The 14,501-nt window shown below is 64.9% G+C and carries 14 protein-coding genes; 12 read left to right on the top strand and 2 right to left on the bottom strand.

What is annotated here, in order from left to right; all coding sequences use genetic code 11:
* The first annotated feature begins 41 nt into the window (after positions 1-41).
* The 12 genes from XH79_RS38955 (at position 42) to XH79_RS38900 (ending at position 13,185) form a co-directional block, all read left to right on the top strand.
* Positions 42-1,001 (top strand): Bug family tripartite tricarboxylate transporter substrate binding protein, encoded by a 960-nt coding sequence (locus tag XH79_RS38955; RefSeq protein ID WP_271585136.1) that lies wholly within the window; start codon positions 42-44, stop codon positions 999-1,001.
* Between the two features lie 8 nt (positions 1,002-1,009).
* Positions 1,010-1,810, top strand: coding sequence for an N-acyl homoserine lactonase family protein (locus XH79_RS38950; protein WP_271585135.1), 801 nt, complete (start codon positions 1,010-1,012; stop codon positions 1,808-1,810).
* 130 nt (positions 1,811-1,940) lie between these two features.
* Positions 1,941-3,380: an aldehyde dehydrogenase gene (locus XH79_RS38945; protein WP_271585134.1), complete on the top strand. Its 1,440-nt coding sequence runs from the start codon at positions 1,941-1,943 to the stop codon at positions 3,378-3,380.
* Between the two features lie 459 nt (positions 3,381-3,839).
* Entirely contained in the window at positions 3,840-4,976 is a 1,137-nt protein-coding gene (locus tag XH79_RS38940) for an ATP-grasp domain-containing protein (protein WP_271585133.1), read from the top strand.
* On the top strand, positions 4,973-5,863 hold the full coding sequence (locus XH79_RS38935) for a succinate--CoA ligase subunit alpha (protein WP_271585132.1): 891 nt from the start codon (positions 4,973-4,975) through the stop codon (positions 5,861-5,863). Before XH79_RS38940 ends, XH79_RS38935 begins: the two co-directional genes overlap by 4 nt.
* Positions 5,864-5,899: 36 nt before the next feature.
* A complete protein-coding gene (locus tag XH79_RS38930) occupies positions 5,900-7,105 on the top strand; it encodes an FAS1-like dehydratase domain-containing protein (protein WP_212337794.1) in 1,206 nt (401 codons plus the stop codon).
* Between the two features lie 93 nt (positions 7,106-7,198).
* Positions 7,199-8,398 (top strand): CaiB/BaiF CoA transferase family protein, encoded by a 1,200-nt coding sequence (locus XH79_RS38925; RefSeq protein WP_271585131.1) that lies wholly within the window; start codon positions 7,199-7,201, stop codon positions 8,396-8,398.
* Positions 8,395-9,585 (top strand): CaiB/BaiF CoA transferase family protein, encoded by a 1,191-nt coding sequence (locus XH79_RS38920; protein WP_271585130.1) that lies wholly within the window; start codon positions 8,395-8,397, stop codon positions 9,583-9,585. The genes XH79_RS38925 and XH79_RS38920 overlap by 4 nt, the downstream gene beginning before the upstream one ends.
* A 23-nt stretch (positions 9,586-9,608) precedes the next feature.
* Positions 9,609-10,460, top strand: coding sequence for an FAS1-like dehydratase domain-containing protein (locus XH79_RS38915; RefSeq protein ID WP_271585129.1), 852 nt, complete (start codon positions 9,609-9,611; stop codon positions 10,458-10,460).
* A gap of 53 nt (positions 10,461-10,513) precedes the next feature.
* Positions 10,514-11,341: an ABC transporter ATP-binding protein gene (locus tag XH79_RS38910; RefSeq protein WP_271585128.1), complete on the top strand. Its 828-nt coding sequence runs from the start codon at positions 10,514-10,516 to the stop codon at positions 11,339-11,341.
* Positions 11,338-12,129: an ABC transporter permease gene (locus tag XH79_RS38905; RefSeq protein WP_271585127.1), complete on the top strand. Its 792-nt coding sequence runs from the start codon at positions 11,338-11,340 to the stop codon at positions 12,127-12,129. The genes XH79_RS38910 and XH79_RS38905 overlap by 4 nt, the downstream gene beginning before the upstream one ends.
* A gap of 39 nt (positions 12,130-12,168) precedes the next feature.
* Positions 12,169-13,185, top strand: coding sequence for an ABC transporter substrate-binding protein (locus XH79_RS38900; RefSeq protein WP_271585126.1), 1,017 nt, complete (start codon positions 12,169-12,171; stop codon positions 13,183-13,185).
* A gap of 51 nt (positions 13,186-13,236) precedes the next feature.
* Here the strand turns inward: XH79_RS38900 and XH79_RS38895 are convergent, their stop codons facing one another.
* Both XH79_RS38895 and XH79_RS38890 read right to left on the bottom strand, forming a co-directional pair.
* The gene (locus tag XH79_RS38895) at positions 13,237-13,812 is read right to left on the bottom strand and encodes a cysteine hydrolase family protein (RefSeq protein WP_271585125.1); all 576 of its coding nucleotides are present in this window, start codon (positions 13,810-13,812) and stop codon (positions 13,237-13,239) included.
* Positions 13,809-14,492: a GntR family transcriptional regulator gene (locus tag XH79_RS38890; RefSeq protein ID WP_211410102.1), complete on the bottom strand. Its 684-nt coding sequence runs from the start codon at positions 14,490-14,492 to the stop codon at positions 13,809-13,811. The genes XH79_RS38895 and XH79_RS38890 overlap by 4 nt, the downstream gene beginning before the upstream one ends.
* Positions 14,493-14,501 lie beyond the last annotated feature (9 nt).

Below are 14,501 nucleotides of genomic sequence, written 5' to 3'. Positions count from 1 at the left end.
CGCAGGTTCAAGCAATAGAAGACGATCAATGGGAGGGTTCTGTGCGGGTATTGGTGTTGGCGATCGCGCTGTTCGTTTCACATTGGAATCAGGCAGTCGCGGCGGAAAGCTATCCCTCACAGCGCATCACCGTCATCGCGCCGTTCGCCCCCGGCAGCGGCACCGACGGCGTTGCCCGCATCGTGTTTCAGCGGCTGTCCGAGCTGCTGAAGACGACGATCGTCATCGACAACCGCGTCGGCGCGAACGGGGCACTGGGTGCGACGGCTGCCGCGCGTTCCGCGCCTGACGGCTACACGTTGCTGGTCGGCGGGACGTCGACCCATGCGGCAAACCCCAGCATGCTGAAATCGATCCAATACGATCCCGTCGCCGACTTCGCTCCCATTTCGCAGTTCGGCCTGTTTCCGTATTTTCTGATCATCGACCCCGGATTGCCCGTCAAGAATGTGGCCGACCTCGTGGCCCTCGCGAAGAGCAAGCCCGGCACTCTGACGTTCGGATATGCCAATGCGCTTGGCCAACTGTCCGGCGAAGCGTTCAAGCGGCGGGCGGGGATCGACATTGCCGCCGTCCCCTATCGAAACAGCCCGCAAGTCGTCACCGACATCATCGCACAACGCGTGTCCATGACATTCATGGATATGGCGCCGGCGGTCTCCCAGGTCGAGGCCGGTCAGGCCCGCGCGCTCGCGACCATAAGCCCGGACCGCGCGTCGCGTTTCCCCGATATCCCGACCATGAAGGAGGGAGGTGTCACGTTCATCAATATTTCCGCATGGAGCGGGCTCTTTGCTCCCAAGGATACGCCGCCCGAGATCGTTGCAAAACTCGCCGAAGGCGTGCGCGAGGTGCTCGCAGAACCCGAGATCCGCAAACGCCTCGCCGATATCGGCTTCGAGGCGCAGTGGATCGGGCCGGCGGATTTCGCCAAACATGTCAAGGATGACATGGAGCTCTGGGCGACGACAACGAGGGAAGCCGGCATCGAGCGCCAGTGAGTGATGACATGTCCGAGTATGAGATCTACGCGATCCGGTACGCCAGGAAGGACGAGCGCCGCTCGTCGGAGAACTTCATCGAGAACGACGCGCCGGACACTCCGATGCCGATCGACTTCTTCGTCTGGGCGCTGGTTGGCCGGGACCGTACGGTGATCGTCGATACCGGCTTCGACGAGAAGGCCGGCAAGGCGCGCAACTATGCCGTCACGCGACCGGTCGCCGAGGGGCTGAAGCAGATCGGGATCACCCCCGAGAGCGTCAAAGACGTCATCCTGACCCACATGCACTGGGACCATGCCGGCAATCACGATCTGTTGCCGCAGGCCCGCTATCACGTGCAGGAGCGCGAGATGCATTTCTGCACCGGCCGCTGCATGTGCGACGCCCAGCAAAGTAGGGCGTATAACGCCGAGGATGTCAGTTACATCGTCAGGCGAAACTTCGAAGGCCGTGTGACCCTTCACGATCCAAATTCCGATTTCGACGACGGAATATCGCTGCATTGGCTGGGTGGCCACACCGCAGGACTCCAGGTTGTGAGGGTGAAGACGCGTCGCGGGCACGTCGTGCTCGCCTCGGACGCTTCGCACTATTACGCCAACATCCTGCAGCGTCGGCCATTCCCGGTGCTGTTCGACATGAAGCAGATGCTGAACGGATTCGCGGTCATCCAGAAACTGGCCGACAGCCCGTCCCACATCATTCCAGGCCATGATCGGCAGGTGCTGTCGCTATTCCCTGCCGCGCGCGAAGGGCTCGACGGGATCGCGCGATTGGACGCCGATCCGATCGGACATCCCGCCTGAAACCCAATCAATCGAGAAGAAGGCCAGCGCGGGACGTGCTGTCCGGACCGAACACACAACAATTCGCCAATTGCGGAGATGACGGATCATGCCAATAAAGAAGTACGGGATTGCCATCGCCAACGAAACGGTGACCGCGGCGAACCAGGAATGGTTTTCCGCCATCAATCCCTATAGCCGCGAGGAATGGGCGTTCGTGGCGCAGGCGACCTCCGCGCAGGTCGCCGATGCGATCGCGGCAGCCAGGAGAGCCTATGACGCCGTCTGGAGCAAGACGACCGGGCTCGCCCGGGCGAATTTGCTGAACCGCTTGGCCGACCTGCTTGATGCGCAAGCCGAGCGCATGGCGATCATGGAGAGCACCGACAACGGCAAGATCATCCGCGAGACGCACGGGCAGATGCATTTTGCCGCGCGCGCCTACCGGTTTTTCGCGGGCTGCGCCGACAAGATCTTTGGCGATACCATTCCGCTGGACCAGCGCGATGTGTTCGACTTCACGCGTCGGGAACCGATCGGCGTTGCGGTTCTGATCACGGCGTGGAATTCGCCGATGGGCCTGCTCGCCAACAAGCTCGCTCCGGCGCTCGCGGCTGGCAATTGCGTCGTCATCAAGCCATCCGAGCATGCATCCGTGACGACGCTGGAATTCGCCGAACTGGTCCGGGAGGCCGGCTTTCCGGCCGGTGTCGTCAACGTCGTGACCGGCGACTACAGGACGGGGCAGGCGCTGCTCACGGGCGGCCGAATCGATCGGGTCAGTTTCACGGGGAGCCCGAATGTCGGTCGACAGATTGCAGCGGAGGCCGGGCGCTCGCTTGTCCCGGTGACGCTCGAGCTGGGTGGAAAGTCTCCCAACGTGATATTCGAGGATGCGGATCTCGATAAGGCGACGGTTGGTGCTCTCGCCGGCATTTTCGGTGCAACGGGGCAAACCTGCATCGCTGGCTCGCGGTTGCTTGTTCAGCGTTCGATCCATGATGAGATCGTGAAGCGGCTCGTCGCCCGCGCTCGGAAGATCAGGCTGGGCAACCCCTTGGACAAGACGACCGATATGGGAACCGTGGCGAACGAGCCGCAGTTCGACCGGATCCTCAAATGCATCGGCGATGCCCAGAAGGAGGGAGCGGTTCTCGCTTGCGGCGGAAAGCCTGCGACAGGCGGTGATCTGGGGAAGGGTCTCTTCATCGAGCCGACCATCTTCACCGCTGTCGAGAACAGGATGACGATTGCTCAGGAAGAGGTGTTCGGGCCCGTGCTGTCGATCATTCCCTTCGACACCGAGGAACAGGCGATCAGTATTGCGAACGATAGCAAGTATGGCCTGGCGTCCGGAGTCTGGACGACGAACCTGTCGCGCGCGTTGCGCGTCTCGCGGGCGGTCCACGCAGGAACTGTTTGGGTGAACACTTACCGTGCCTCCAGCGCCATGGCTCCTTTCGGCGGGTTCAAGGAGTCCGGATTTGGCAAGGAGCGCGGCGTCGCGGCACTGGACGAATTCCTGCAGACCAAGAACGTCATGATCGATTTCTCAAACGAGGAGCGTGATCCGTTTGCCCTCAAGCTGTGAGGCGAACACCGCAAATCGTCTGAGAGACAAGCGCAAGAATATTTCGTGAATAGAGCGGCGCGAATGCCGCTCCCTGCAATCTCCAGAGACGTCGTTGGTCTTTCCGGAGACAAGCGGCGGTCGATGAGATCACCGTGCGCCCTTCTCGGCGTTTCCTCCCTGGACTTGTGCTCCGCAGTCAACATGGCTGCGGAGCTCCTTTCCCCGGCACATCGCGCAATCGACGCCTCGCGGATGAGGACGGAGAGGCAATTTCCTCGTCCAAGCAACGTCGGCCAGCAGGGAGGGGGCTAGCGGTGTGTCGTCGGCGACCGTGCCAATAAAATGCATTATTTACGGGTATCGAGGCCGCTCTCACGGCCTGCACGTGCCCGTTTTTGCGAATTTTCGGCCCTCATCTCCAAATATCGCTGAAAATCTCAGGAATCAGGCGTTGACCGCCGTCAAATAGAATGCATTATGCATTTCATGTTGGTCACCGAAGCCCAGGGCAAGGCGCTGCTGCGCGCCGCTGCCGTCACCACACCTTCAAGCCACGAGCTCCGATCGCTGGACGAGGTCCGCGATTGCCGGGTCTATTTCCCGGTCGCCGTGAAGGCGCAGGTCGCCGCCGGAGGTCGCGGCAAGGCCGGCGGGATTCAAAAGGCGAATTCTCCGGCCGAACTGGAAAGCGCGTTCGCTGCCATCATGGGAATGCGGTTCGGCGGCGAGGCGCCAGCGTCCGTGCTGGTTGAATCCTGGCTGGACATCGAGCGCGAGCTCTATCTCGCAGTGGCGATCGACAGCCGCGTGGGCGGGTTCAGCGTGCTCTATTCGCCGCGCGGCGGGATTGACATCGAGGATGGACCGCCGCCGCTGAGCTATCCGGTCGGGCTCGCCCGCAATTTCCGCGCCCACGCCTTTCGTGCGCTCCTCGAGCCCGTGGAGAGCGATGCCAAGGTGCGCGAGCGCGTGATCTCCACGGCGCGGCGCCTGCTCGAGATCGCCCAGGCCAACGAATGCACGACGGTCGAAATCAATCCGCTGGTCGTCTGCCGCGGCGGCGCGTTGATCGCGGCGGACGCCAAGGTCGTCCTCGACGAGGCCGCCGCCTTCCGCAGAGCCGCAACCGCGGCGACCATCGCGGCCGCGCGCGACAAGGCCGAGCGCGAGATCCGGCTGTGCGAAGAGGCCAACCTGATGCTGGTCTGGCTCGACGGCGAGATCGGCCTGATCTCGGGTGGCGCCGGCATGACGATGGCCGCGATGGACGCGATCGACGGCGCCGGCGCGCAGCCGGCCTGCTTCCTCGACGTCAGCGGAAATCCGACCCCGGCGGGCTTCGGGCTTGCCTTCGATCTGCTCGACCGCGCACCGAACGTGAAAGGCATTCTGGTCAGCATGTTCGGTGGCGGGCTGCACACCGATCGTGTGGCGAGAACCCTCGTCGAGCTTCTGGCCAGGCGAGCATCCTCGAAGCCGGTGACGCTGCGCCTCAACGGCACGCGCAGCGATCTGGCGACGACGATCCTCGGCGAAGCCGGCCACCGCAACCATGCGACGCTGGAGATGGCCGTCGCCGACATCGTGAAGAAAGTTGCGGGAGCGCGGTCATGAGCATTCTCCTCGACTCCGATGCGCGCGTGCTGATCGTCGGCATCACCGGCAAGTTCGGGACGTTCTCGGTGAAGGATCTCGCGCAGAGCCACACAAGGGTCGTTGCCGGCGTGGCGCCGGGGCGCGGCGGTCAGGCCATCGAAGGCATTCCGGTGTTTTCGAGCGTCGCGGCTGCGATGCAGGAAACGCACGCCAATGCGGCGCTGATCTATGTGCCGGCCATGGTTGCGCTCGACGCGGTGCTGGAGACGATCGAGGCAGGCTGTCCGCTGATTGCCTATCCCGGCGACGGGCTTCCGGTGCTCGATGCCATGGAGATGCGTGCGGCAGCGCTGGAGCACGGCGCGCATCTGGTCGGGCCGAATTCGCCCGGCCTGATTTCGCCCGGCAAGGCCAAGCTCGGCTTCATGCCCTCATTCTGCTACGCGCCCGGGCCGATCGGCGTGATCTCCCGAAGCGGCTCGCTCTCTTATGAGGCCTGTTTCCGCCTGTCGCAGGCCGGCCTCGGCCAGACCAGCGTCATCGGCATCGGCGGCGATCCGGTGCGCGGCGTCAATGCCGCTGAAGCCATCGCGCTGTTCCACGACGATCCGGAGACGCGCGCCATCATCTATCTCGGCGAGATCGGCGGTTCGGAAGAATACGCGCTCGCCGACTATGCAAAGCGACCGGATGCAAAGCCGTCGGCGGCGCTTCTGGTCGGCCGCACCGCGCCCGCCGGCAAGAAGATGGGACATGCCGCCGCGATGATCGGCTCCTATGCCGAGAGCTGGGCGGCCAAGGTCGAGGCACTCGACCGCGCCGGCGTGGTGATCGCGCGTGACCTCGACGGCCTTTCGGCTGCGGCGGCTTCCGCATTGGCCCGCGCCATGAAACCCGCAGCCTAGCAAACCTCAAACTCATAACAGGGAATGGAGACCACAATGGCAGACGTCATGGAAAAAGAGGTCGGTCACGCACCGGCGGAGGGAAAGATCACCGACGAGGCGATCGCGCAGGCGCGCAGCATGATCGGTCTCCAGCTTCGCCCCGAAGGCCCGTACCTTCAGGATGCGACCGAAGACACCATCCGCAATTTCTGCAACGGCATCGGCGATCTCAATCCGCTCTACCGCGATGCCGAGCACGGACGCCAGAGTCGCTACGGCACCAATGTCGCCCATCCCATGTTTCCGATGGCGTTCGGCTGGATCGGCCGGACCCGCTGGGGCCTGCCCGGTGTGCACGGCTTCTACGCCGGCAACGACTGGGAGCTGTTTCGCCACATCCGTCCGGGCGACCGCATCACCGCGATCGAGCGCGTCGTCGGCATCGAGGAGAAGGAGAGCAAGTTCTCCGGCCGCCTCGTGCTGCAATATGTCGAAGCGACCTATTCCAATCAGCGCGGCGACATCGTGGCCCGCGCGCTCGGCACCTGCACCCGCCACGAGCGCAAGGCCGCGCGCGATGCCGGCAAGTACAAGGACGTCAAGCCATACGAATACACCGCGGACGAGTTCGCGGCGCTCGACGAGGCGATCCTGAAGGAAGACGAGCGGATGCGCGGCACCGCGGTCCGTTACTTCGAGGACGTCAACGTCGGTGACGAACTGCCGCCGATCGTGCGCGGGCCGCTGTCGCTGATGGACACGATGGGATTCCTCGTCGGCTGCGGCCGCGGCCACACGCACGGCATCGTGCTGAAATCTGCCGTCAAGCATCCCGGTCATTTCTTCCGCAATCCCGAGGCCGGCGGCGGCATCGAATATACCGGCATCGGTCATCACCGCGAGTCCGTTGCCAAGGAGGTCGGCGTTCCCGGCACCTATGATTACGGCCCGCAGCGTTCCTCCTGGCTCGCAAGCCTCGTTACCAACTGGATGGGCGATGCCGCGTTCTTGAAGCGCGTGCGCACCGAGATGCGGCGCTTCAACACCATGGGCGACTCCACCTGGTGCAAGGGCAAGGTCAGCAAGAAGTACGTCAAGGACGGTTTTGCGCTGGTCGATCTCGAGATCTGGGGCGAGAACCAGCGCGGTGAACTGACCACGCCCGGCCTTGCCACCGTGATGCTGCCGTCGCGCGAGGTGAAGAACCGCGTGTTCTTCGACGGTTCGGCACTCGAGCTGGAGCTGCCGACGATCCGCTAGAGCGGACGCCAAGAACGTCCCGGGAGCACGATACGCAGTCTCGCATCGTGCTCCCGAAAACGCCGGCCAATAACAAAAAGGGGAAGCGTTGCCATGATGGACGAGGCCGTTGCGCCGCTGCTCGCCGGGGTGACCGTCGTCGAGCTCTCGCGCGGAGTTGCGGCTGGCTACGCCGGCCGGCTGCTCTCGACCCTCGGCGCCGAGACGGTTCTGATCGAGCCGCCGGACGGCAATCCGCTTCGTCTTGAGCCGCCGTTTCTTCCGCCGGCGGGGGAAGCCAGCGCGCTGTTCGCCTTCCTGGCTGCAGGAAAGAGGAGCGTGATCTGCGATCTCGAAACGGCAAGCGGGCGGGCAGGGCTGTCCGCCCTGCTGGCGACGGCCGATGTCTTCATCCACGACCTGGGGACCGACGAACGTGCGGGCCTCGAACTCGACGAACAGTCTCTTCGGGCGCGGTATCCAAAGCTGACCGACGTGTCGGTGCTGCCGTTCGGTGCAGTCGGGCCGAAGGCCGGCTGGCAGGCCGAGGAGATCAACCTGATCCACGCCTCGGGCGAAGGCTTCCTGCTGCCCAACGGCCTTGCCGCCGAGCTCTTCCCCGATCGTCCGCCGTTGAAAGTCTACGGGCATTTCGCCGAATACCAGGGCGGTGTGGTGGCGGCGCTCGGCGCGCTGTCGGCGTTGATCGGCCGTGAGCATGGTGGAGCCGAAAGCGTCGATGTCTCCGTGCAGGACGCCGCGCTTGCGGTGGGCGCATTTGCGCTCCAGCGTTTCGGCGACGGTTCGTTGGAACACCGCCGCACGCGCTCGTTCAAGTATGGCGGCGTGCTCGAATGCGCCGACGGCTATGTCGAGCTGCTGACGCTCGAGGAGCGGCAGTGGCGCGGCCTGGTCGAACTGATGGGCCGTCCGGACTGGATGCTCGACCCCGCACTCGCGGACCAACTGGAGCGCAGCCGCCGTGGTGCCGAGATCAACCGCGCCGTTCGTGCCTGGGCACGCGAACAACAGACCGCGGATATCGTCGCGCGAGCCCAGGCGCTCGGCGTCCCCATGGCGAAATATGCGAGCCCTGCCGAAGTGCTGTCCGGCACCCACGAACGTGCGCGGGAGCTGTTTCAGCCGGTGAAGATTCCGGGTGGTGGCTCCTTGCCGGTGCTGTCGGCGCCGCTCCACGTCGATGGCGCGGCGCTGCGCTTGAAAGCCGGGCCGCCGCGGCTGGGCGAACATCAGCATCTGATCACGACCAGCCGCCACCGTGACCGGTCGCCCATCGCTGCGGAGGCCTCATGAAACCGCTCGCCGGAGTTCGTATCGCCGACTTTACGCTGCACGCGGCGGGTCCGTTCTGCACGCACATCCTGTCGCAGCTCGGTGCGGAGTGCATCAAGGTCGAGAGCGCGGCGCGACCCGACATCTTCCGAAAGCCGCATCCGGTCTATGGCCGGATGGGGCCGGCGAGCTTCGATCAGGTCGCGTCCAACAAGCTCTCGGTGCGCATCAATCTGAAGGACGCCAGGGGCGTCGCGCTGGCCAGGAAGCTCGTCGGCGCAAGCGACCTCGTCTGCGAGAGTTTCCGGCCCGGCGTGATGGAGCGGCTCGGTCTCGGTTATGCCGCGCTGGCCGCGCTGAAGCCGTCGGTGGTGATGGTGTCCGTGTCCTCGTCAGGCCAGAGCGGCCCGGATTCGCATTTCGCCGGCTATGCGCCGCTGTTCGGAGCCTGGGGTGCGCTCGGCTATCTCACGGGTTACGAAGACGGCCCGCCAGTCGAGATGCGGCATGTGATGGATCACAGCGTCGGCATGAATGCGGCGATGGCGGCGGTGGCCGCTGTGTATCGCCTGCGTCGCACAGGCCGTGGCGGACATGTCGACGTGAGCGCGCGCGAAGTTGCCTGCTCGCTGGTGGGCGAGGCGTTGCTGTTCGCCGCGGCGGGAGGAAGCCCGGTGCGGATCGGCAACGATCATCCGCGGATGGCGCCGCACGGCGTGTTCCGGACCCGCGACGAAGATCGCTGGCTGACCATCGCGGTCCGTTCCGATGACGAATGGCAGGCCTTGGCGAAGCTGATGGATGCGCCGCATCTTCTGGCTGATCCACGGTTTCAGAGCGCCGCAAGTCGGCACGAGCACCGGCGGCCGCTGCACGGCGAAATCGAGCATTGGACGATGGCCTGCACGGCCGGCGAGGCCGAGCGCATGTTGCAGGCTGCCGGGATCGCGGCGCACGTGTCCTGCAACATGGAAGACATTGCGCATGACCGGCATCTGCGTGCGCGCGGAGCCGTCATCGATGTCGAGGATGGGACCGGCCACCGTCGCGCGGCGCTGAAGGCGCCGATCCGTTTTTCGAGGTCCGACGTCGGCATGACGCGCGGCACACCGCGTCTCGGCGAAGACGAGGATTACGTGTTCGGCGAGCTGCTCGACCTAAGCCGCGAGGAACGCCAGAGCCTGATGGATCAGCAGGTGATTTATTGACCGCTTGAAGTGGAGTTGCCGTGATGAGCGAGAGGCAAGCGCTGACCGGAGAAGACTGGCAGGCCTGGGTCGGTCGCAAGGAGACGATCCGGGAGCAGATCGCGCCCGACCGTGTCGCAGCGCTCGGCGCCACGCTCGGCATCGAGGGACACCATGCGGCCGGCGCGCCGCTGCCGCCGGGATGGCACTGGATCTTCTTCAATCGCTTCGTGCCGCGCCATGAGCTCGGAACGGACGGCCATCCCAAGCGCGGCGGCTTCCTGCCGCCGGTGTCGCTGCCGCGCCGCATGTGGGCCGGCGGACGGCTCACTTATCACAAGCCGCTGACCATCGGCGGGGAAGGCGTGCGCGAGAGCACCATTCTCAAGGTCGAGGCTAAGTCCGGCCGTGCCGGACAGCTGGTGTTCGTGACCGTCAGCCACAGCATCTCCTGCGACGGCGCCGTGTGCATCACCGAGGAGCAGGACATCGTCTATCGCGAGGCGGCAGCGCCGGGAGCGCCTGCGCCTGCGGCCACGCCCGCTCCACAGGATGCCGCTTGGTCGGAGGAATTCCGGCCCGACACCGTGCTCCTTTTCCGCTACTCGTCGCTGACGTCGAACGGGCATCGCATCCACTACGATCAAGCCTATGCGCGGGCTGAAGAAAACTATCCCGATCTCGTCGTGCACGGGCCCCTGACGGCGACGCTGCTGCAAGGCTTTGCGGCAAAGCATGCTGGAAGGCCGCTCAAGTCGTTCGAATTCAGGGGCGTCTCGCCGCTGTTCGTGAGCTCGGCCTTCAGGCTGGAAGGCAAGAGCGACGCCAGCGCGCTGGATCTCTGGGCGAGTAGCCCCAACGGTGCGCTCGCGATGCGGGCAGCCGCACAGGTCTGAGAGCCGCTTTCGGAGCGGGCGATAACAAAAAGAGTGCAGGGGAGGTCAAGGCGATGAGATCGGCGCACCTGTCTGTTGTCCCTGCGCAAGGATGCGAGGCGGAGTGCACGCCCGCGGTCGAGCTGCGCGGCGTCGGCAAGACCTTCAGCTCGCGCAACGGCCGGGTCGAGGTTCTCAGCGGATTGAACTTCTCTCTCAACAATGGTGAGTTTCTCGCCATTGTAGGTCCGAGCGGATCGGGCAAATCGACCGTGCTGAATTTGCTCGCCGGCCTCGATCGGCCGACCGCGGGGGCCGTGCTGTGTCAGGGCGCGCCGGTTGCTGCGGTCAACACCGGGATCGGCTATCTCACGCAGCATGACAGCCTGCTGCCATGGCGGACGGTCGAGCAGAACGTTGCCGTCCCGTTGGAGCTGCGCAATGTCGACCGCACCGAGATCGCCGCGCGCGTACGCGACTTGATCGCGCAGGTCGGCCTCGAGGGCTTCGAGCGGCATTATCCGAGCCAGCTTTCCGGCGGCATGCGCAAGCGCGCGATGTTGGCCCGCACGTTGATCTACGATCCGCCGGTGCTGCTGATGGACGAACCGTTCGGGCCGCTCGACGCCCAGCTCAAGCTGGTGCTTCAGGCCGAGCTTCTGAAATTGTGGTCGGCGCGGCGCAAGACCGTGGTGTTCGTGACCCACGACATCGTCGAGGCGATCACGCTCGCCGATCGCGTCCTGGTGTTCTCGCCGCGCCCCTGCCAGATCAGGCTCGACGAGCCGATCGCCATCCCGAGGCCGCGCGAGGTGCACGAGGTGCGATTCCATCCCGCATTCGAGGAGCATTACCGGCGGCTCTGGGCCGCCCTGGAAGCGCCAGTGAGGCGGCCGTCATGAGCACAGAGGCACTGTCCGAGACGCAGGCCGAACCGGCCCTCAGCCCATCCAGCCGCGTGTGGCTCTATCGCGTGATCTTCCTGATTGCGATGCTGGCGATCTGGCAGGCTGCGTCGGGTCCGTTGCTCGACCCGTTCTGGGTCAGCAGCCCGGCAGCCGTGTTCAGGACGCTGGTGGCATGGACGGCGAGCGGCCAGCTCGGCTATCACCTGATGATCACCTTCAAGGAGACGTTCGCGGGGTTCGTGCTGGGGGCGACGGCCGGCGTGCTGCTCGCGTTGCTGGTCGGTGCGAGCGACACCCTGCATCGCACGGTCGATCCGTTCGTCACGGCGGTGTACGGCGTGCCCAAGGTCGCGCTCGCGCCGCTCTTCATCATGTGGTTCGGCATCGGGCTCGCGCCGAAGATCGTGCTGGCCGCGATCAGCGTCTTCTTCCTGGTGTTCTTCTCGACCCTGCGCGGCGTGCGCGAGGTCGACCAGAAGATGGTCGATGCGCTCCGCACCATGGGCGGAGGCAAATTCGCGGTCCAACGCATGGTGATCTTTCCGTCGGCGCTGCCATGGCTGTTCACCGGATTGAAGCTTGGGCTGCCTTACGGCTTCGTCGGCGCGGTCGCGGCCGAGATGATGGCCTCCAATGCCGGCATCGGCTACCTCACGCAAAACTCGGCGGGGCAGCTCGACACCGCCGGCGTGTTCGCCGCGCTGTTCGCGCTGATGCTCGTCACCACGCTGCTGAATGAAGCGCTCGGACGGCTGGAGAGCTGGATCTTCCGCTGGCGCTGAGAGGGAGACGGTCACAACAACAAGACAAGGGAGGACATCATGATCACGCGTCGGACGATGCTGGGTGGTATGGCCGGAGGCGCGCTGGCCGGCGCGATCACGCGAGGCCAGGCGCAAGGCGCAGGCAGGCCGGTCACGATCGCGATCGGCGGCTACACGTTCGCTTATCTGCCACTGCTGGTGGCAACGGCGGCAGGCTTCATGAAGGACGCGGGCCTTGACGTCAGCCTGATCGACACCGGCAGCGGCACCAACAGCATGGCGGCGATCCTTGGCGGCAGCGTCGACGTTGCCGGTCTCGTGATGAGCGACGTGATCCTCGCCGTCGCCAAGGGCCAGAAGATCAACGCCTTCGCGCCGCTGATGTCGCAATATGCGAGCGACGCCGTGATCAGCCGGAAGACGGCGGAGAAGATCGGCCTCGCGCCGGAGATGCCGCTGAAGGAGCGCATGGCCCGTATGAAGGGCCTGACGCTCGCGATCTCCGGGCGCGGCAGCGGCACCGACAAGATCTGGCGCTATCTGCTGTCGCTTGGTGGACTCGACCCCGAGAAGGATGTGAGCCTCACGGTGGTCAAGCTCGACAAGATGTATCTGGCGCTGCGCTCCGGGCAGATCGACGGCTTCAACACCACGGCGCCTGCCAATAACCAGGCGGTGGAGGACGGCCTCGCGGTCTGGGCAGCGCGCCCGTCGCACGGCGAGGTGCCCGGCATCGAGAACTTTCTCTACACCGTGCTATGCGGCCGGCCGGATTTTCTCGACAAGAACCCGGAGGTCGCTGCATCGCTGGTCCGCGGGATGACCAGGGCATCGGAGCTGATCCGGAATGACCCTGCTGCCGCCGGCCAGCTGCTGCATGACAAATATTTTCAGCAGACGAATGTCGAGCTGATCAAGCACACGGTGTCGGATCAGCGCATGACGGTCTCGGTGCCGCCGACATTGTCGGAGCAGCAGTTCGCGCACAATATCGAGTTTGAGCTGAAATTCAGCGACGCCGTGCGCGGCGTCACCTATCAGCAGGCGATCAACCCGCGCTGGCTTGGGACGTGAGTGCCGCGTTGGCAGTGCACCCTCTCCCGCAAAGGGAGAAGGAAGAAAGCGCTAGCCGAAGCTCACATCGGCGCTGGTCTTGATCGCCGCGAAGCGGGCGAGGCAGCGCAGCGCGCTCTCGTGCTCGTCCGTGGTGCCGCCGGCGCAGCAGTCTTCCAACACCGTGCAGGCATAGTCGCGGTCATGCGCTTCGCGCGCACCGGTGTGGACCACGCCGTTGGTGGAGACGCCGGTGAGGATCAGATCGGTCACGCCATGGGCGCGCAGGATCGGCTCCAGCGAGGTACCGTAGAACGGGCTCACCCGGTGCTTGATGATGTCGAAATCATCGGCCTCCGGCTTCAGATCGGGATGCACCTCGGTGCCCCAGGTGCCGAGCTTGAACAGGCCGGCGCCCTTGGCGCGGGAGAAGATCGGCGAATTGGGCGGGCATTCCCGATAGTCGGGCGAGAAGCCGACGCGGACATAGCCGATCAGCGCACCGGCGGCGCGCGCCTTCGCGATCAGCGCCTTGGTGCGGCCAAGCACGTCACGCTCCTTCATCAGCGGGACATATGTCTTTGCGCCCGCGCCGTTCTCGTGGACGAGGTCGTTCAGCATATCCATGACGAGCAGCATCGGCTTCATAGCGTCTCCTTCTCAGAGCTCTTCGATTTGACTGGATTTTCGGACCTGGCCGGCATGCTGTTGCGCAGCTCGGTCCAGCCGGTTTCGATGTGCTGCCGCATCGTGAGCATGGCGCTCGCAGCGTCGCCCTCGATCACGTTCTTCAGGAGCTCGTTGTGCTCCTTGGCGGCGCGTACCGCACGGCCGCCGATGCGATTGATGACGTCGAACGGATATTGCGCCCACAGCACCTGCACGAAATGCAGCGTCTTCGGCAACCGCGCGAAATCGTACATGCGGCGATGGAAGCGGTAGTTGATGCCGCGCGCCGACGTGCTGTCATTGGCGAGCGCGGCCTCCTCGAACTGCCGCGCCAGCTCGCGCAGCTCCGCGATCTCCTCGGCAGTGATGTTGCGCACGGCGCTTTCGACCAGCTGGGTCTCGAGCGTGATCCGCAGCTTCAGGATCTCGGTGGAGGCTTCGACGTCGAACGGCGCCACGGTCGCGCCGCGGTAGGAGTCGCTCGCGAGATAGCCTTCCGCCTCGAGCAGCTTCAGCGCCTCGCGAACCGGCGTGATGCTGATCTTGAGCTCCTGCGCGATCTCGGTCTGCTTCAGCCGGGCGCCGCGCGGCAACCGCCCCGAGATGATGCCCTCGCGGAGATAGTCGGCGACCTGCTCCTCTTTCGTCCGATATTCCATTGGATGCCG

The organism is Bradyrhizobium sp. CCBAU 45389 (assembly GCF_028128625.1).
GTDB lineage: Bacteria > Pseudomonadota > Alphaproteobacteria > Rhizobiales > Xanthobacteraceae > Bradyrhizobium > Bradyrhizobium liaoningense_B.
This window is presented reverse-complemented; position numbering and strand designations above follow the sequence as displayed.